The organism is Pseudoduganella sp. LjRoot289, assembly GCF_964252925.1.
GTDB lineage: Bacteria > Pseudomonadota > Gammaproteobacteria > Burkholderiales > Burkholderiaceae_D > Rugamonas.
On the sequence record NZ_CAXUPN020000001.1, the window covers coordinates 1,268,253 to 1,285,575 of the forward strand.

Sequence of the window (17,323 nt, forward strand, 5' to 3'; positions counted from 1 at the left end):
ATTCTGGGCAGCGCACGATAGGGTGTCTAGCTGGACAAAGGAGAGAGACCGGGGTCCCTGGCATCAAACCAGCGTCACCACGTTGAGCATGCCTTCGCGCGCCATCTTGGCGTAGGGACAGACCCGCTCGGCGTTGCGCACCAGTTCCTCGGCGCGGGCCTGCTGCAGGCCCGGCAGGCATACCTTGAGCACGGACGTGAGCAGATACATGCCGTCGACCGGGTCGCGCGCGAAGGAGACGGTCGCCTCCACCGTGGCCCCTGCCGCGCTGAGATTGGCCTTGGCCGCCAGCAGGCTGACAACCCCGTGGAAGCAGGCTGCGAAGCCGGCCGCAAACAGCTGCTCCGGGTTGGTGCCGCCGCCGGGGCCGCCCAGTTCGACCGGCAGGCGCAGCGGCAGATCGAGGTTGCCGTCGTCCGAGCGCGCCACGCCGGACGCGCGCCCGTGCCCGGCCTCGCCCCCTACCACCTTCACCGTCGTCATGTACAGCGGCTCGATCTCTTGCCCCGTGTATTTGTCGAGCAGCGAGAGCGGCGGCGGGGCGAGCGGCTTCATTTGCTTTGCAGCCAGCCTTGCACTGTGGCCTTACCCAGGCGCGCCTTGCCCGCCGGCACCAGCGTGCGCTCGCCCAGCAGGGCGCCGAAGTAGCGCGCGTTGGGGTCGGCTACCACCTTGCGGGCGTCCTTGACCGTGACCAGGTATTGCTGCACCAGGTCGGACAGGCGCATGGCCTCGGGACCGGCGATTTCCACCGTGCCGTTGACCGGCGCGGCGAGGGCGTAGTCGGCCATGGCTTGCGCGACGTCGTCCGATGAAATCGGCTGCACAAAGGCCGGCGACAAGTGCACCGCGCCGCCGTCCGTCGCCGACTGCGCGATGCCGCCCAGGAATTCGAAGAATTGGGTGGAATGCACGATGGTGTAAGGCACTTTTGCTGCGCGGATCAGTTTTTCCTGCGCAATCTTGCCCCGGAAGTAGCCGCTTTCGGCCAGCAGATCGGTGCCCACCACGGACAGGGCGATGTGGTGCTTGACGCCGGCCAGCTCTTCGGCGCCCAGCAGGTTGCGGCCGGCGGTCTCGAAGAACTCCAGCACCGCCGCATCCTCGAAAGAGGGCGAGTTGGCGACGTCGATAACGACGTCGGCGCCGGCCAGCACGGCGGCCAGGCCTTCGCCGGTGATGGTGTTGACGCCGGAGGCGGGCGAGGCGGCGATCACTTCGTGGCCGCGCGCTCGCAGGATGTTGACGGTCTTGCTGCCGATCAGGCCGGTACCACCGATGACGACGATTTTCATTTTTAAGCTCCAGGTGATGAGCGCGAGGAGACGCGCTTCGGGTTCCAGTGTAGGAGCGCCCCCGGACCGGCGCTAGATACGCGGCGGGATGCACGCTGGTGAACGGCAGGCACCAATCGGCACCGATCGGCAGCTGTCTGCAACAATGAGTCAGGCGAAATTGGTGATGCAGTGGAGGTCGAGCGCACGCACCTGCAGCGTGATGTAGTCGATGAACACGCGGATGCGCGTAGGCAGGTGGCGCCGGCTCAGGTAGCAGATATAGTGGCCGCTGTCGTTCGGCGCATACTGCGCCAGCGCCGCCACCAGGCGCCCGCTGCGCAGGTGTTCGCAGATCTGGTAGCCCGCCATCTGGGCGATACCTTCGCCGTTCAGCACCGCCTGCAGCACCAGCTCGGCGTCGTTGAAGGTGCTGGAGGCCTTGGGAAGCACTTTTTGCGCGACGCCGCCGACCTTGAATTCCCACTCGTGCACCCGGCCCGAGGCCTGCCGGAAGTTGACGCAGCGGTGCCGCGCCAGCTCGTCGACGGCCTGCGGCAGGCCGTGCGCCTTGGCGTACGCGGGCGCGGCGCACACCAGCATCTGCATGGGTATCATCTTTTTGGCCACCACCTGGCTGTCGTCCATGCGCCCGTTGCGGAACGAGACGTCGACCCGGTTGGAAATGAAGTCGCAGGGATGGTCGTCGAGCGTCAGGTCGATCGCGATATCGGGATACTGCGCGCGGAAGCCGCCGAGCAGCGGCGCCACCACCTTGCGTCCGAAGCCGGGCGTGGCGCACACGCGCAGCTGCCCGCGCGGCACGCCGGAACGCAGGTCGCGCATCTCCTCCACCGCCTGCACGATGCGCTCCACGCCCGGATTGCAGCTCTCGTAAAACAGTTCGCCCTCGCTGGTCAAGGTGGTGCTGCGCGTGGTGCGCAGGAATAAACGCGTGTCGAGCTGCGCCTCGAGCTTGAGGATGCTGCGGCTTACCGCCGAACGTCCTATGCCCAGGCGGTCGGCCGCCCTGGCGAAGCTGCCCTCGGACACCACGGCGATGAATGCCACCACGCCCGCGTAAGTGGTGGCGAAGCTCGACGCGAGTGCGTCGGTTTCAAAGGGCGTGTGCAGGTCCATGTGTGGTCGGCTATGATATTGAATGGCAAGTAGCTATAGCTTATTAAGCGGGAAACAATTCGACAATGACAAATACCGTGCGATTTACGCCAGACGCGCCGATGCGCAAGCCTCTGCTGCTGTTCGCGGCCTTCCCGGGCATGAGCATGCTCGACATGTCGGGGCCGCAAACGGTGTTCCATTGCGCCGGCCGGCGCATGGAAGAACGGGGCATGCAGGGATACCAGGCCCATACCGTGAGCGTGCGCGGCGGCCTGATGCCCACCATGGAGGGGGTGGCGATACAGACCGAATCGCTGGCCGGCTTCGCGCTGGCCGACATCGACACCATCATCGTGCCCGGCACCTTGAACATCGAGCAGGCGGTGGCGCAATCGGAGGAATTGCTGGCATGGCTGCGCCTGGCGGCCGGGCAGGCGCGCCGCATCGCGTCGGTATGCAGCGGCGCCTTCATGCTGGCGCGCGCGGGCCTGCTGGACGGCCGCCGCGCCGCCACCCACTGGGCCATGTGCGAGCGCTTGCAGGCGCTGCATCCGCTGGTGGAGGTCGACAGCGACGCCATCTTCGTGCAGCAGGACAAAGTCTGGACTTCGGCAGGGGTGACGTCCGGCATCGACCTGGCGCTGGCGCTGGTGGAGGCGGACTGCGGCCGCGCCATCGCGCTCGACGTGGCGCGCGAACTGGTGGTCTTCCTCAAGCGTCCCGGCGGCCAGGCCCAGTTCAGCACGCTGCTGCAGGCGCAGTCGAAGGATGGCGCAGCGTTCGACGAGCTGCACCTGTGGATCAACGACAACCTGGTCAGCGGCGAACTGACGGTTGAAACGCTGGCCGCGCGGGCGAGCATGAGTCCCCGCAACTTCACCCGCGTCTACAAGGAAAAGACGGGGCGCACGCCCGCCAAGGCGGTTGAAGTGTTCCGGCTTGAAGCGGCGCGCCGCATGCTGGAGGAGTCGGACCGGCATATCGACCAGGTGGCCCGCCTGTGCGGCTACGGCGACGAAGGGCGCATGCGCCAAAGCTTCCAGCGCAACCTGTCGCTGTCGCCCAGTGTCTACCGGGAGCGCTTCCGTTCCGCGTCCAGTTTCTCCTGACGCAGTCCCCGATGCAGTCTTCGATTGGTGCGTGGCGCTCACCAGCGTGGGGCCCGCCACGTACCTACCGCCGCTGCCGGTGTGCTTCTAGAATCGGTCCCGTATTGCGAATTTTCGCGACCGGGCCGCTCAGCCGCCCTGAGTGCGGGCCCAGGCCCACAAACCAGGAGTTCATCATGTCCCAGCGCCTCAACTATCAGGAACAATCGCCCGAACTGTTCAAGAAACTCATCGAATTCAATACCGTGATCAAGCAGGGCGCGATCGAAGGTCCGATCCAGGACCTGGTGGCCATCCGTGCCTCGCAGATCAACGGCTGCGCATTCTGCCTGGACATGCACATCAAGCAAGCCACCATCCACGGTGAACGCGCGCTGCGCATCCACCACCTGGCCGCCTGGCGCGAGTCGACGTTGTTTGTGCCGCGCGAGCGCGCAGCGCTGGCCTGGACCGAGGTGCTGACACGCTTGCCGGAGCAGGGCGTGCCGGACGATATCTACGAGCGCGTGCGCACCCAGCTGTCGGAGAAAGAACTGTCGGACCTGACCTTCAGCGTCATGACGATCAACGCCTGGAACCGCGTCAACATCGCCTTCAAAGTGGTGCCGGGTTCCTACGACCAGGCCTTCGGCCTGACGGCCGCCAAACTGGCGTGAGGACGGCAACATGGACACCAAGAAAATCGGGCTGGCACTGGGCCTGAGCCTGGGGCTGGGCCTGGGCCTGAGTCCAGGCATGGCCTTGGCCGCATCCGGCGGCGTGTCCTTCAAGCCGCTCATCAACAAGGATATTCCCGAGTCGCCCGGAAAGGAAGTGCTGATGATTACCGTGGACTACGCGCCCGGCGGCGAAGACCCGGTGCACCGGCACGATGCGCATGGTTTCGTCTACGTGCTGGAAGGCTCCATCATCATGGGCGTGAAGGGCGGCAAGGAAGTCACGCTGAAGCCGGGCGACACGTTTTATGAGGGGCCGGCCGACCTGCACACGGTGGGCCGCAACGCCAGCAAGACCAAGCCCGCCAGGTTCGTCGTCTTCCTGCTGAAGGAGAAGAACAAACCGGTGCTGATTCCGGCCGAGTAGCGCCTGCCGCAAGTCCGGTGCTTAAGGATAAAAGTTGACGGTTTTTGGACTAACGCATTGAGTTCGAAAGCCTTATGATGCATTTTTCCTAACTCACCGGACTTGCTCTTATGCACTACTCAATGATCAAATTGGCCCTGCCTTTCGCCGCACTCGTATCCGCTTCCGCGCTGGCCGACACCTTCAAGCTGACCAGCACCGATATCGCGCAGGGCAAATCCATGAGCAACGCTCAGGAATTCCAGGGATTCGGCTGCGGCGGCGGCAATTTGTCCCCGCAACTGTCGTGGAGCGGCGCTCCCGCAGGAACCGAAGCGTTTGCCGTACTGGCCTACGATCCGGACGCGCCGACCGGCAGCGGCTGGTGGCACTGGCAAATCGTCAATATCTCGAAAGACGTCACCTCCCTGGCAGCGGGCGCCGGCGATCCGGCCAGGAACGCCACGCCATCCGGCAGCCTCGACATCAAGAACGACTACGGCGTCACGGGCTTCGGCGGCGCTTGCCCGCCGAAAGGCCACGGCGTGCACCGCTACCAGTTCACCGTTTACGCCTTGTCCAAAAAGCTGGATCTGCCCAAGGAAGCCTCCGGCGCCCTGACCGGCTACATGGTGCGCGCCAACGCGCTTGCTTCGAGCACCATAGAAGCAACGTACAAGCGAGACTAAACCCCGTCTTCCGGACCGCCGCTGCCCGTGGCCGCGCCCGGAATCCCCGCTGTACCAGCGTACAGTAGCGGACCCCGGTCCGCATTCCTTCGCCCCACGGCACACCATCTGATTGCTAGTAATGCTTACCTATTAGAAGGCAAAGCAATTGCCCTAAAGCTGCAGCGCAGAATAGAACCTACATTTGAAAACACGCACGCGGCGATTTTCCGCGTCCCCTTTCCTGCCTGCGGGGGGAGGGGGGAGTGCGTAGCGTCAGTTAAGAGGAAAAGCAATTGAACCTACTAGTAGAAAAACGCAGCGCCAAGGTAAGACTATTGGCGCTACACGGCAGCGGCAGCAATAGCGCTGTCACCAGGATGCAACTGGACAATCTCGGCATCACGGACGCCGAGTACGAGGTGGTCTGGGCCACCGGCCCCATCGCCGTCGACGAGCCGGGTCCGGGCCTGGAAGGCCTGGTTTCCGGCCCATGGCATTCATGGCTGCCGCGCGACACCGCCGATGGCATGCTGGAGCAGGGCGTCCTGCTCGATGCCATCTGCGGCGCGATCCGCAAGGTGACCGCGATCCTGGAGGCCGAAGGCCCGTTCGACGGCGTTTTCGGTTTCAGCCAGGGCGGCGTGATTGCCACCCTCGTCAACGGCTTGGCAGGGGACGAAGCCCTGCTCTCGGCCCTGCAACAGCGCATGGGGGGCGCCGTTTCGCCTGTGCTGCACGGCGCAGCGCCGTTCCGTTCCGCCGTCATCGCCTGCGCGGCCGCGCCCTTTTCCTTGTCCGAGCTGCGCACCAGGGCCGGATTGGGCCCTGCGCCGGCGAGCAATCCCGAGATGCACAGCATCCATCTGATCGGACGCAGGGACGGCTTCAAGCCATGGTCCGAGTCGCTCGCGCTTGCGCTCAATTCGGCCAACACCAGCGTCCTTTACCTGGACGATGGCCATGAAATCAACCGGCTCCACCGCAACGACGCCGAATTGTGCGCCCGGATACGGCAGTGCTTCATCGCGCAGCCATCCGCGCCACGCCGTGAACTGGAATGGATGAAGTCCAGTGATTTCAGCTCGCGTTCGGTGGCCAGCGACGTGCAGCTGACTGCCGTGAAGCTCGAGACGGAAGGACTGTGCGATACCATCATCGGCATGCTGGCCGCCCAGCCTTCCAGCGCGCCCTTGCTGCGCCTGGCGCGCGAGCGCGACGCCGGCGTGACGACCACCTATGGCCAGATGCTGGCGTTCTGCCAGCCGGGCGGCGACGGCGACCTGCGCCGCCTCGGCGTGCAGGCGGGCGAGGTGGTTGCCTACCTGGCGCCGGCCGGCGGCAGTGCGGCCGCGGCGGCCGCCTTCCTGTCGATCGCATCCCAGACCTGCGCCGTGCCGTTCGGCCCCAACATGAGCGAGGCCGACGCCCTGATGGCGCTGGAGCAGTATGGCGTGAAGCACATGGTGCTGTTCGAAGCCGTCGCCGCCCCGGGTGTGAGCGCCGCGTTCGACAGCTACGCGAAGCAGGGCAAGGCGCGCCTGCACTATGCGGTGCATGCCGACGTGCCGACGCCGGGCTTGTTCAGGTATTTGAACCCGGCGCACGGCTTCCAGAACCAGCCGGCCCTGGTCAATCCTGCGGACGCCAACTGCCTGCTGCTGCGCACCTCGGGCACGACTTCCAGGCCCAAGGTCGTGCCGCAAACCCAGCGCGACCTGGTATTCAATGCCGCCATCCTCGCCGACGGTGTCGGCATAAGCGCCAGCGATGTCACCTACAGCGTCATGCCGCTCGATCACATCGGCGGGCTCAGCGCTTCCGTCCTGTGCAGCATCGCGGTGGGCGCGTCGGTCACCTGCGACGGCGCCTACAATCCGCAGGCGATGGTGGAAGCGCTGATGGATTCCCACCCCCGGCCGACGTGGTACTCCGCCGTGCCGACCATCCACAACGCCACCGTGCGCTATCTGCGCGACAAGGCGGACACCTACCTCGACCAGCACGGCCGGTGGCGCGAGCACGGCCTGCGCATGATACGTTCCGGTGCAGCCGCGCTGAAGGAAGCGGACCGCGCGGTGCTGGAGACGACGTACGGCTGCGAAGTGGTGGCCACCTACAGCATGTCCGAGCAGATGCCGATCTCCCAGCCGCCGCGCAGCGGGGCGGGCTGGTATCAGCAGCCGGGCGCGGTGGGCGTGCCCGTCACCGTCTCCATGGCGGTGGTCGACCCTGCCACGCTGCGCCCGCTGCCGTTCGGCGTGGCGGGCGACGTGGCCATTTCCGGACCGACCGTGTTCGCCGGCTACATGGACAACCCGGCCGCCAACGAGCAGTCGCGCTTCCTGCTGCCGTCGCACCGCGACGGTCGGCTCGACACCTGGTTCCTGACCGGCGACCTGGGCGAACTGGCGCCGGACGGCACGCTCACGCTGCGCGGCCGGCTCAAGGAACTCATCAAGCGCGGAGGCGAGCAGATCGCCCCCGCCGAAGTGGAAGACATCCTGACGCAGCACCCCTGGGTCAACACGGCGGTATGCTTCCCCGTTCCATCGGACATCTATGGCGAAGAAGTCGGCTGTGCGCTGGTGCTGGAATCGTCTTATGCCAAGCAGGTCAGCCAGCGCGACGCGGTCAAGGAGATGCGGGATTTCCTGCGCGAGATGGGCCTGGCGGCCTATAAATTCCCGACCTTTTTGAAACTCGTGACGGACGACGAACTGCCGAAGACGGCCAGCCGCAAGTACATCCGCAATGGACTTGCCGAAGTGTTGCAAATGGGGGCGGGCGCCGCTGCCAGGTCCCAGCCGCAGGCCCAAGCGCCGGTGCTGCCGGCCGGGCGCCAGGATGCGCCCAAAGTTGACTGGTCCACGCTGGCCGGCCTGCGCTTTGTGCTCGCGTGCTATGTGATGTTCATGCATTTCGGCTCGACCGAGTCCTGGGGGGCCGTATCGAACCTGCGCCAGTTCCCCTGGCACATCCATGCGTTCTTCGCGCTGGCGGGCTTCTCGCTGGTTGTCTTCATGCCGCCGGTGATCACCCGCAAGCTGTCATTCGTCACCGGCCGGATATCCGGCATGTATCCCTTGTATGCGCTGGCGCTGTTGCTGGGGCTGGGCAATTTGCTGGTGGACTGCCAGCCTTCCACGTTCTCCTCCGTCTTCCACTGGAACGCCCAGCCGGGCGACGCGGGCCACTTGTTCTGCGAGGGCACGCCTTTCCTGCATGACTCCTGGCTGGGGAACCTGCTGCTGACGGTGGGCATACACGTCACTGGACTACAGGCCACGCCGCTGTGGGGCGCGTCCTGGTTCATGGGCTTCTACCTGTGGTTTATTTCGGTGTACTTCCAGTGCCTGGTCGTGTTCCCCTTTCTGTACAACGCCCTCCACAAGCATCGCGGCAACACGAAGCGCCTGCTGGTGCTGACGGTGCTGGGCCTGGTGGTCAATGTGCTGATCCTGGCGGCGTTCTGGTATGGCTACGCGGTCGATGCGACCGGCTTCGTGCAATTCGACGCGGCCGGCCACGCGGTCCCGTCTTCCGCCGCGCAGATCGACATGGCAGGCAAGCACAATGCCGGCATCCTCGGCTTCTACCTGTTCGCGCCGTTCTGGATACTGTATTTCGTTGCCGGCATGTGCGCCGCCTTCCTGTACGACGCCGTGCGTCCTGCCGAACAGCGCCGCGCCCACCTGTGGGGCTATGTGGCGGACGCGATCACGCTGTTCATCATCGCGGTCAGCGTCGCGCACGTCGCGCAGGGCTACATTCCGCACGACGACTTGACCAGCAAGTTCTTCATGCGCCCCGAGGCCGCGAACTCCTTCATGGACCCATCGGCGGTGAACCGCATCTGGGACGACGTCTACTCGCGCATGTTCGCGCCGATTACCCTGCTCTGGATCTTCGCGCTGAGCACGGGCCACGGCGTGACCGCCAGGGTCTTGCGCTTCACGCCGCTGTCGCAGACCATCGCGCCGGCCGCCTACGGCTGCTTCCTGTTCCAGCAGATGATAGGCCAGTGGTACTACGCGCTCACCCGCCATGGCGAGTGGTGGAACTGGTGGAGCTACCGCAAGGCCTTCTACTGGTTCAGCCCGCAGCCGGTACCGGTGGAATGGTATGAGTACTTCTATCTGGTCGGACTGACCGTGCTCTTCACCAAGATGGTGGAACCGCTCGATCCGGTGATCCGGCGCGGCTACGCCTTCGCGGTCAATTTCTTCAAGGGCGGAAGCAGCCAGCCCCAGTCCGAAAAGGACTCGATGAGCGAGATCCTGTACATCGTCCAGCGCATGACGGGCATGGACGCGGAACCGGAATGGAACCTGGTGGAGTGCGGCCTGGCGTCGCTGGGCATCGTCCAGTTCACGCACGCGCTCGAAATGGAGTTCTCCACGCCGGTGCGCAAGGTCGGTTTGTCGGTGTCGGACATCATGGCCGCGCGGGACATCCGCGAGATTGCCTCCATCGTGGACGTGGCCAGGAGCGAGGCGCAGCAGCAAGCCGGGGAGCTGCAAACAGCTTGATCCGGCGCGGCAGGGTGCGCCTTGGCTCGCCCTGCCGCTCTTTATGTTCGTATGGAAACTTGGTAAAATGGCAAATATATTTTAAGGGTGCCATATGAAAACCGATGTCTACATGCAGGAATTGATCGAAGCAGCAAAGAAGACTCTGAATGAAGAGAAACAGCTGCCGTTTTCAGTGTATTCATCCATCACGGAGCAGCATATTTTAAATGCGCCCGTCATCAGGCCCTTGCTGATATTTGTGCTCGCCGGCGTCAAGCAGCTGGGACGGGACAGTGAAATAGTATGCCCGTCGGGCGGCTTTGTGTTTTTATCCAATAGCCCGACTATTGATATGAGAAATATACCGGACGATGAGGAATATTTTGCTGTACTGGTGGAGTTCGACCACTCGGACTTTGACCAGTTCAAGAATAGAAGAAACAGCGCGAAAAAATATGTGCAGGGCGAGATTGCTTATGTTTTGGCAAAAACGCTGCAGCAGTATATGGAATGGTCGACTTATGCCCACCCGGAGGCGTGGCATTTCCGAAGGAAAGAACTTCTCCAGATAATTTTCCAGCTGGGTCATGAGGATGTGAGCGCCATTGCGGAACATCCCAGCCTCAGCCACCAGGTGCATGATCTCATCAGCAGCGATATTGCGGGCGATTGGGGTGTGGAACGTTTGACTTCGAAGCTGGCTTTGAGCGAATCGACTTTCCGGCGGAAATTGAAGGCCGAAGGAACCGACATCAACGCCATCGTCAATAGAACCAGGCTGGGCCATGGGCTCCACTTGGTGCAAACGACCATGGAGCCGATAGGACGCATTGCGGAGCGTTGCGGGTATATTTCCCAATCGCGGTTTACCGATAAATTCAAAAAACTGTTCGGGCTGACACCGAGCGAACTTAGAAAAACACGAATGCATGATTGATCCCTTATCACTGAAACTGTTCGTCAGCGTCATCGAGGCGGGAACGATAGCCGCCGCGGCGGCGCGCCACCATATCGCGGCGGCCGCCGTCAGCAAACGCGTCAGCGAGCTGGAGGCCAGGCTCAGCACGCAGCTGCTCATCCGCAGCAACAAGGGCATAACAGCCACGGCTGCCGGTTTTGCGCTGATCAACATGGCGCGCGGCGTGCTGCACGAGCTCGACAACATCGTCCTGCACATGCAGGATTACGCGACCGGCGCACGGGGTTCGGTGCGGGTGCTGGCGAATATTTCGGTCATGACGCAGTTCATGCCGCAGGCATTGAAATCCTTCAAAGACAAATATCCCCAGGTCCAGGTGAACCTGGAGGAAATGGTCAGCACGGCCATCATACGCAGCGTCGCGGAAAATGGCGCGGATATCGGCATCTTCACCGACGTGCCGCACGGCGACGATCTGGAAGTCTATCCCTACAAGACGGACGAACTGGTCTTGATCGTTCCGCAGCATCACGCACTTGCCGGCCGCCAGTCGGTTTCTTTCGCCGATACGCTCGATTTCGATTATGTCGGTTTGCACGTGGGCAGCAGCCTTAATTTCCAAATGGCCGAGGCGGCCAGTAAATTGGGGCGCACGCTGAAATTGAGCATACAGGTGTTTGGCTATGATGCGCAATGCCTGATGGTCGAGGCCGGGCTGGGAATATCCATTCTTCCCAAAGCCAGTTTGCGCACCTATAGCGGCCTGTCCATCCAGAAAATAGATTTGGAAGATGTGTGGGCGCACCGGCGCCTGGATATCTGCGTCCGTTCCTACGCAGGGCTGTCGGTCGCGGCGAAACTCTTATTCGACCATTTGCAGGCGGCGGCGTGATTTTCCCGCCATCGCGAAACGCGATGGCATGAACGCAGATTAATTCTTTACCGGATATCCTTCCCGGTACATCATGCTCTCCATAATAACCACGAGGGAGATCAATATGCAAAACGCCAATATCAGCATGGGCGCAGTCGCGCCCCCGCCGTCGATTCAACGGCAATATCTGACGCTCGCCGGTTCCTGGGTCGCCTGGCTGTTCGATGCCATGGACGCGGGTATTTTCGGCTTCGTCATGCTGGCGATCGCCGCCAGCTTCGCGGTCAGCCTGGGCGATGTGGTCTCGACCGTGGCCTGGTTCCTGCTGGCCACCGGCCTGGGCGGCTATACGCTGGGCAATATCTCGGACCGCATCGGCCGCAAGAAAACGATCCTGTTGTCCGTGCTGGCCTACGGCACCGGCACGCTGCTGTGCGGCTACGCCAGCAGCCTGGCGGAACTCAATGCGTGCCGCTTCATCGTCGGTTTCGCCGTCGGCGGCCTGTGGTCGGCCGCCGCCGCGCTGGTGAGCGAAGTGTGGAAGCCGGAAGGGCGCGCCAAGGCGATCGCCTTCATGCAGACCGGCTGGTCGGGCGGCAACCTGCTGGCCGCCGTGCTGGCCTGGAACGTGCTCAATCCATCCGATCCGGAGGCGTGGCGCACCCTGTTCATCTACGCCAGCCTGCCGGCCTACCTGACGCTGCTGTTCGTGTTCTTCTTCGTCGACGAATCGCCGGTATGGCTCGCCAATCGCGGCTATATGCAGCTGAACAAAGGCAAGCACAGCCCGTTTGAAATCTTCCGCCCGCAGCACCGCCGTGCGGTGTTCCTCGCCCTGACCATTTCGACGCTGGGCATGCTGGGCTACTGGATCATCCTGACGTTCACGCCGGCCTTCCTGCAAAGCATCCTGAAGGTGCGCATCGACCAGGCGCCGGTGTTCCTGGTGTGGAACGCGCTGGGCGCGATCGCCGGCTATATCGGCTACGGCTACCTGGCCGAGAAGATCGGCCGCCGCTATGCGTTCGCGATCTTCTTCCTGGGCATGGCCGTCATGGTGCCGGTGTTCACCTTCAGCGCCAGCAATATGCCGCTGACCGACGGCAAGCTGGCCTTCACGCTGCAGAACATCGTCGTGCTGGGCGTGCTGTCCGCCTTGCTCGGTTTCTTCACCGGCTATTTCAGCGGCTTCGGCGCCTGGTACTCGGAACTGTTCCCGACCAGCATACGCTCGACCGCGTCCGGCTTCTGCTTCAATTTCGGCCGCGTCGGCGCCATCGCCGGCATCAAGCTGGTGCCCTTGCTGATACCGGTGATCGGTTTCACGCTGACGATCACGCTGGCCTCCGTGTCCTACCTGCTGGCCGCCGCGATGGTGTTCGCCCTGCGCGAAACCAAGGGCGCCGTCCTGAGCAGCGGTAATTGAGTCCGGTAACCGAGTCCAATTGACCTCCATACTTTACAAGGTGTTTTATGCGTACTTACCGTATCGGCCAGATCGTTCCCAGTTCGAACACGACCATGGAAACCGAAATCCCGGCCATGTTCCAGGCGCGCTACCGGCAGTTTCCCAATGAGCGCTTCACCTTCCACTCGGCGCGCATGCGCATGATGCATGTGACGCCGGAAGCGCTGAAGAAGATGGACGTCGAGAGCGACCGCTGCGCGCTGGAACTGAGCGACGCGCGCTGCGATGTGATGGGCTATGCCTGCCTGGTCGCCATCATGAGCCAGGGCCTGGGCTACCACCTGGAGTCGGAACGCCGCCTGTCGGCGACCGTCGCGGACAACCACGCGCCGACGCCGCTGGTCAGCTCGGCCGGCGCGCTGGTCGACGTGCTGAACGAACTCGGCCTGAAGAAGGTCGCCATCATCACGCCGTATATGAAACCGCTGACGCAGCTGGTGGTCGACTATATCGAAGACGCCGGTATCTGGGTCACCGATTCGATCAGCCTGGAAGTGTCGGACAACCTGGCGGTCGGCAAGCTTGACCCGATGGATCTGCTGAAGCACGTGGAGCGCCTGGACCACTCGAACGCCGACGCCGTCGTGCTGTCGGCTTGTGTACAGATGCCGTCGCTGCCCGCGATCCAGCTGGTGGAGGACCGCATCGGCAAGCCGGTGCTGTCGGCGGCGGTGGCCACCGTGTACCAGATGCTGAAGAAACTGGACCTGAAACCCGTGGTGCCGGACGCGGGCTATGTGTTGTCCGGCAAACTCCAGGCGCTGCGCTAGTGCCGGCTACCGTCAACGTCGCCATCCTGGACGACTACCAGGGCGTGGCGCTGAGCCTCGCCGACTGGTCGGCGGTGCAAAGCCGCGCCAAGGTCACGGCGTTCCACGACCATCTTGCGGATGAAGACGCGGTGGCGGAGCGGCTGGCGCCTTTCGACGTCATCTGCGTCATGCGCGAGCGCACGCCGATGACGGCGGCCTTGCTGGCGCGCCTGCCCCGGCTGAAGTTCATCGTCTCCACCGGCCCCCGCAACGCTTCCATCGACGTCGCGGCGGGGGAGAAGCATGGCATCGCGATCGCCCACACGGGCCATTTCCCGGCGCCGGCCATGGAGCTGACGAGGGGCCAGATCCAGCGCTTCTACCAGGACGCGGCCGCCCACATCGCCAACTATATAGGGGTATCTCGACATACCTGTCGTTCCGCATCGGCGGACCGCCGCGCAGCACCGAGCCCTGCGCGGGAATGACAAATCGGCGGTTATTCGGGATCACCATAGAACAATCCACTTTTCCATCAACAGCAAATAAAGGAATAACAAGCATGAAACTTTTCAGCCAGAGCTTTGACAACGGCGCAGCGATTCCAGGCGAATTCGCCTTCGCGGTCATCGACCCCATCAACCACATCGCCTTGTCCAGCAACCGCAACCCGCACCTGGCGTGGAGCGACGTGCCGGCCGGTACCCAGTCTTTCGTCGTGGTGTGCCACGACCCCGACGTGCCGAGCAGCGGCGAGTCGGTCAACCAGGAAGGCAAGGAAGTGCCGGCGACCTTGCCGCGCGTGGACTTCTTCCACTGGCTGGTGCTGGACATTCCAGCCGCCCAGCGCGAGATTGCCGCCGCAGAGCACAGCAACGGCGTCACGCCGCGCGGCAAACCCGGCCCGGGCGGCCCTGCCGGCGTGCGCCATGGCGTCAACGACTACACGAACTGGTTTGCCGGCGACGAGCACATGATGGGCAGCTACTTCGGCTACGACGGCCCGTGCCCGCCGTGGAACGACACCCTGGTGCACCACTACATCTTCACGGTGTATGCGCTCGACCAGGCCAAAGTGTTGGTCGACGGCCCCCTGGACGGCGCCAGCGTGCGCGCCGCGCTGGCCGGCCACGTGCTTGCCGAGGCGAGCATCACCGGCACTTACACGCTGAACCCGCGCCTGCGCTAAGCCGGCCCGTCGCACCTGGCGCCCGCCGCCGGCCTCAAGCCGGCGTGCCGGCGCCATTTCAGCTTTTGAATTCCGCCGCCAGAAAATCGATGAATACGCGCATTTTTGCCGGAAGGTTGCTGCGGCTTAGGTAATACAGGTATAAGTCGGCCGGGGGCAGGGTATAGCCGGGCATCACCTCCCTCAGGCGGCCGCTGGCCAGATATTTCGCGGCGTCCCATTCCGACCGCTGCACGATGCCGTGCCCGTCCAGCGCCCAGTTCAGGACGATGTCGCCGTCGTTGCTCGACACCGCGCCGCGCACTTTGACCAGTTCGACCGACCGTCCTTTCAGCAGGCGCCACGTGCCGTAGACGTCGTCGTTCTGGCGGTGCAGGATGCAGCGGTGGCGGTGCAGTTCCTCCGGCGTCTGCGGCTCGCCCGCCGCTTTCAGATACGCCGGCGAGGCGCACAGGAAGCGCCGGTTCGCCATCAGCTTGCGGGCGGTCAGCCGGGTGTCCGGCAATTCGCCGAAGCGGATCGCCAGGTCGTAGGCTTCTTCCACCAGGCTGATCGGCCGGTCCGTCAGGTGCAGTTCCACTTCCACCTCGGGATAGGCGTGCGCAAAGCGCGACACGATGGGGGCGATGTGGGTGCGGCCGAAGCCCGGCGTGCCGTTGACCCGCAGCAGGCCTTTCGGCGCGGCGCGGCCGCTCGATACCGACTCTTCCATGTCGCGGATCTGGTTCAGGATCTGCGCCGCCTGCGCCAGGTACAGTTCGCCCTCGTTGGTGAGGCTGATGCGGCGCGTGGTGCGATTGACGAGGCGCACGCCGAGGCGCTGTTCCATCAGACTCAAGCGCTTGGTGATGGCCGGCGGGGTGACGCCCAGCTCGCGCGCGGTGGCTGTCATATTGCCCAGTTTGGCCAGCAGGACGAAGAACGCCAGGTCCGGTGCCGTTTCAATTTTCATTTGAAGTGAAGAATGGTTTCAATTGTGGTTAATTATAGGCGATGGATTCAAGAGTAAGCTGTGTTCCATGCACTGACCACAGCCCTTTTCCCTATAGGAGATACGCATGAAAATCGTTGAAATCCGCGAAAAAACCGTCGCCATCAGTTCCCCGATCCGCAACGCCTACATCGACTTCAGCAAGATGACCTTGAGCCTGGTCGCCGTGGTGACCGATGTCATCCGCGATGGCAAGCCGGTGATCGGCTATGGCTTCAATTCCAACGGCCGTTATGGGCAGGGCAAGCTGATGCGCGAGCGCTTCATCCCGCGCGTGCTGGAAGCGGACGCGCAAAGCCTGGTCGACGACAGCGGCGCCAACCTCGACCCGCACAAAATCTGGAACTGCATGTTCACCAACGAAAAGCCGGGCGGCCACGGCGAACGCTCGGTGGCTATCGGCACCATCGACATGGCGGTATGGGATGCGGTGGCCAAGATCGAAGGCAAGCCGCTGTTCCAGTTGCTGGCGGACCGGTACGGCAACGGCACGGCGGACCGCAACATCTTCGTCTACGCGGCGGGCGGCTATTACTATCCGGGCCAGAACCACGACAAGCTCAAAGACGAGATGCGCAGCTACATCGACCGTGGCTATACGGTGGTGAAGAAAAAGATCGGCGGCGCCTCGCTGGACGAGGACCTGCGCCGCATCGACTCCATCCTCAGCGTGCTGCAGGACGGCCAGAAGCTGGCAGTCGATGCGAATGGCCGCTTCGACCTCGACACCGCGATCCGGTATGCCAAGGCGCTGTCGCAATACGACCTGTTCTGGTACGAAGAGCCGGGCGACCCGCTCGACTTCGAGCTGCAGGCCACGCTGCGCAACTACTACAAGAATCCCATGGCGACCGGGGAGGACCTGTTCTCCATGCAGGACGCGCGCAACCTGATACGCTACGGCGGCATGCGCGCCGACCGCGACTGGCTGCAGTTCGACTGCGCGCTGAGCTACGGCCTGGTCGAATACCTGCGCACGCTGGACATGCTGCGCGAACACGGCTGGTCGCCCAAGCGCTGCATCCCGCACGGCGGCCACCAGATGTCCCTGAATATCGCGGCCGGCCTGGGCCTGGGCGGCAACGAATCGTACCCGGACCTGTTCCAGCCCTACGGCGGCTTTCCGGACGGCGTCAAGGTCGACAACGGCCACATCCTGCTGCCCGAACTGCCGGGCATCGGATTCGAAGGCAAGGCCGACTTGTACCGCGAGATGGTCAAGCTGGCGGAATAGGCCGCCGCAGCTCGGCAATATGTCTATCCTTGCAGCCGCTACTGAATACCCGCTGCCCACAATCGATTCGGCCTCTTGTCCCAACGATTCGCGAATGGATCTGCCCCTCGCTTGACGGCATACCCGGACTACTTCACTGTTTTGACA

The 17,323-nt window shown here is 63.5% G+C and carries 16 protein-coding genes; 12 read left to right on the top strand and 4 right to left on the bottom strand.

Annotated features, from left to right (window positions below):
* Window positions 1–63: 63 nt before the first annotated feature.
* The 3 genes from ACSQ8Y_RS05510 to ACSQ8Y_RS05520 all read right to left on the bottom strand — a co-directional run bounded on the left by ACSQ8Y_RS05510 (window position 64) and on the right by ACSQ8Y_RS05520 (window position 2,414).
* Window positions 64–555, bottom strand: a complete 492-nt coding sequence (locus ACSQ8Y_RS05510; protein ID WP_436265450.1) for an Ohr family peroxiredoxin — start codon at window positions 553–555, stop codon at window positions 64–66.
* Window positions 552–1,295 (bottom strand): SDR family oxidoreductase, encoded by a 744-nt coding sequence (locus tag ACSQ8Y_RS05515; protein WP_436265451.1) that lies wholly within the window; start codon window positions 1,293–1,295, stop codon window positions 552–554. The genes ACSQ8Y_RS05510 and ACSQ8Y_RS05515 overlap by 4 nt, the downstream gene beginning before the upstream one ends.
* Window positions 1,296–1,445: 150 nt before the next feature.
* Window positions 1,446–2,414 carry a LysR family transcriptional regulator gene (locus tag ACSQ8Y_RS05520; protein ID WP_436265452.1) on the bottom strand — a complete coding sequence of 323 codons (969 nt, stop codon included), beginning with the start codon at window positions 2,412–2,414 and terminating at the stop codon, window positions 1,446–1,448.
* Window positions 2,415–2,515: 101 nt separating this feature from the next.
* Between ACSQ8Y_RS05520 and ACSQ8Y_RS05525 the strand changes: the two genes are divergently transcribed.
* The 11 genes from ACSQ8Y_RS05525 to ACSQ8Y_RS05575 all read left to right on the top strand — a co-directional run bounded on the left by ACSQ8Y_RS05525 (window position 2,516) and on the right by ACSQ8Y_RS05575 (window position 14,951).
* On the top strand, window positions 2,516–3,505 hold the full coding sequence (locus ACSQ8Y_RS05525; RefSeq protein ID WP_436269758.1) for a GlxA family transcriptional regulator: 990 nt from the start codon (window positions 2,516–2,518) through the stop codon (window positions 3,503–3,505).
* 176 nt (window positions 3,506–3,681) lie between these two features.
* Window positions 3,682–4,161 carry a carboxymuconolactone decarboxylase family protein gene (locus tag ACSQ8Y_RS05530; RefSeq protein WP_436265453.1) on the top strand — a complete coding sequence of 160 codons (480 nt, stop codon included), beginning with the start codon at window positions 3,682–3,684 and terminating at the stop codon, window positions 4,159–4,161.
* A gap of 79 nt (window positions 4,162–4,240) precedes the next feature.
* Window positions 4,241–4,588, top strand: coding sequence for a cupin domain-containing protein (locus ACSQ8Y_RS05535; RefSeq protein WP_436269759.1), 348 nt, complete (start codon window positions 4,241–4,243; stop codon window positions 4,586–4,588).
* A gap of 122 nt (window positions 4,589–4,710) precedes the next feature.
* A complete protein-coding gene (locus tag ACSQ8Y_RS05540; RefSeq protein ID WP_436265454.1) occupies window positions 4,711–5,256 on the top strand; it encodes a YbhB/YbcL family Raf kinase inhibitor-like protein in 546 nt (181 codons plus the stop codon).
* A 275-nt stretch (window positions 5,257–5,531) separates the two neighbouring features.
* Window positions 5,532–9,767 (top strand): AMP-binding protein, encoded by a 4,236-nt coding sequence (locus ACSQ8Y_RS05545; RefSeq protein ID WP_436265455.1) that lies wholly within the window; start codon window positions 5,532–5,534, stop codon window positions 9,765–9,767.
* 94 nt (window positions 9,768–9,861) lie between these two features.
* Window positions 9,862–10,686: a helix-turn-helix transcriptional regulator gene (locus ACSQ8Y_RS05550; RefSeq protein WP_436265456.1), complete on the top strand. Its 825-nt coding sequence runs from the start codon at window positions 9,862–9,864 to the stop codon at window positions 10,684–10,686.
* Complete coding sequence (locus tag ACSQ8Y_RS05555; protein ID WP_436265457.1) at window positions 10,679–11,560, top strand: LysR substrate-binding domain-containing protein; 882 nt, start codon at window positions 10,679–10,681, stop codon at window positions 11,558–11,560. The genes ACSQ8Y_RS05550 and ACSQ8Y_RS05555 overlap by 8 nt, the downstream gene beginning before the upstream one ends.
* Window positions 11,561–11,666: 106 nt before the next feature.
* Window positions 11,667–12,968 (top strand): MFS transporter, encoded by a 1,302-nt coding sequence (locus tag ACSQ8Y_RS05560; protein WP_436265458.1) that lies wholly within the window; start codon window positions 11,667–11,669, stop codon window positions 12,966–12,968.
* 47 nt (window positions 12,969–13,015) lie between these two features.
* Window positions 13,016–13,780: a maleate cis-trans isomerase family protein gene (locus ACSQ8Y_RS05565; RefSeq protein ID WP_436265459.1), complete on the top strand. Its 765-nt coding sequence runs from the start codon at window positions 13,016–13,018 to the stop codon at window positions 13,778–13,780.
* Entirely contained in the window at window positions 13,780–14,250 is a 471-nt protein-coding gene (locus ACSQ8Y_RS05570) for a hypothetical protein (protein WP_436265460.1), read from the top strand. The genes ACSQ8Y_RS05565 and ACSQ8Y_RS05570 overlap by 1 nt, the downstream gene beginning before the upstream one ends.
* Window positions 14,251–14,324: 74 nt before the next feature.
* Window positions 14,325–14,951, top strand: a complete 627-nt coding sequence (locus ACSQ8Y_RS05575) for a YbhB/YbcL family Raf kinase inhibitor-like protein (protein ID WP_436265461.1) — start codon at window positions 14,325–14,327, stop codon at window positions 14,949–14,951.
* A gap of 58 nt (window positions 14,952–15,009) precedes the next feature.
* Here ACSQ8Y_RS05575 and ACSQ8Y_RS05580 read toward each other — a convergent pair whose 3' ends face one another.
* Window positions 15,010–15,903: a LysR family transcriptional regulator gene (locus ACSQ8Y_RS05580; protein ID WP_436265462.1), complete on the bottom strand. Its 894-nt coding sequence runs from the start codon at window positions 15,901–15,903 to the stop codon at window positions 15,010–15,012.
* A 106-nt stretch (window positions 15,904–16,009) separates the two neighbouring features.
* Here ACSQ8Y_RS05580 and ACSQ8Y_RS05585 point away from each other — a divergent pair, with 106 nt between their 5' ends.
* Window positions 16,010–17,176 (top strand): mandelate racemase/muconate lactonizing enzyme family protein, encoded by a 1,167-nt coding sequence (locus ACSQ8Y_RS05585; RefSeq protein ID WP_436265463.1) that lies wholly within the window; start codon window positions 16,010–16,012, stop codon window positions 17,174–17,176.
* Window positions 17,177–17,323: the final 147 nt, after the last annotated feature.

Coding starts and splice junctions, on each gene's coding strand:
- ACSQ8Y_RS05525 (WP_436269758.1), top strand. CDS start 2,516: ATGCGCAAGCCTCTGCTGCTGTTCGCGGCCTTCCCGGGCATGAGCATG.
- ACSQ8Y_RS05550 (WP_436265456.1), top strand. CDS start 9,862: ATGAAAACCGATGTCTACATGCAGGAATTGATCGAAGCAGCAAAGAAG.
- ACSQ8Y_RS05580 (WP_436265462.1), bottom strand. CDS start 15,903: ATGAAAATTGAAACGGCACCGGACCTGGCGTTCTTCGTCCTGCTGGCC.
- ACSQ8Y_RS05510 (WP_436265450.1), bottom strand. CDS start 555: ATGAAGCCGCTCGCCCCGCCGCCGCTCTCGCTGCTCGACAAATACACG.
- ACSQ8Y_RS05575 (WP_436265461.1), top strand. CDS start 14,325: ATGAAACTTTTCAGCCAGAGCTTTGACAACGGCGCAGCGATTCCAGGC.
- ACSQ8Y_RS05555 (WP_436265457.1), top strand. CDS start 10,679: ATGATTGATCCCTTATCACTGAAACTGTTCGTCAGCGTCATCGAGGCG.
- ACSQ8Y_RS05560 (WP_436265458.1), top strand. CDS start 11,667: ATGCAAAACGCCAATATCAGCATGGGCGCAGTCGCGCCCCCGCCGTCG.
- ACSQ8Y_RS05520 (WP_436265452.1), bottom strand. CDS start 2,414: ATGGACCTGCACACGCCCTTTGAAACCGACGCACTCGCGTCGAGCTTC.
- ACSQ8Y_RS05530 (WP_436265453.1), top strand. CDS start 3,682: ATGTCCCAGCGCCTCAACTATCAGGAACAATCGCCCGAACTGTTCAAG.
- ACSQ8Y_RS05535 (WP_436269759.1), top strand. CDS start 4,241: ATGGCCTTGGCCGCATCCGGCGGCGTGTCCTTCAAGCCGCTCATCAAC.
- ACSQ8Y_RS05515 (WP_436265451.1), bottom strand. CDS start 1,295: ATGAAAATCGTCGTCATCGGTGGTACCGGCCTGATCGGCAGCAAGACC.
- ACSQ8Y_RS05540 (WP_436265454.1), top strand. CDS start 4,711: ATGATCAAATTGGCCCTGCCTTTCGCCGCACTCGTATCCGCTTCCGCG.
- ACSQ8Y_RS05585 (WP_436265463.1), top strand. CDS start 16,010: ATGAAAATCGTTGAAATCCGCGAAAAAACCGTCGCCATCAGTTCCCCG.
- ACSQ8Y_RS05565 (WP_436265459.1), top strand. CDS start 13,016: ATGCGTACTTACCGTATCGGCCAGATCGTTCCCAGTTCGAACACGACC.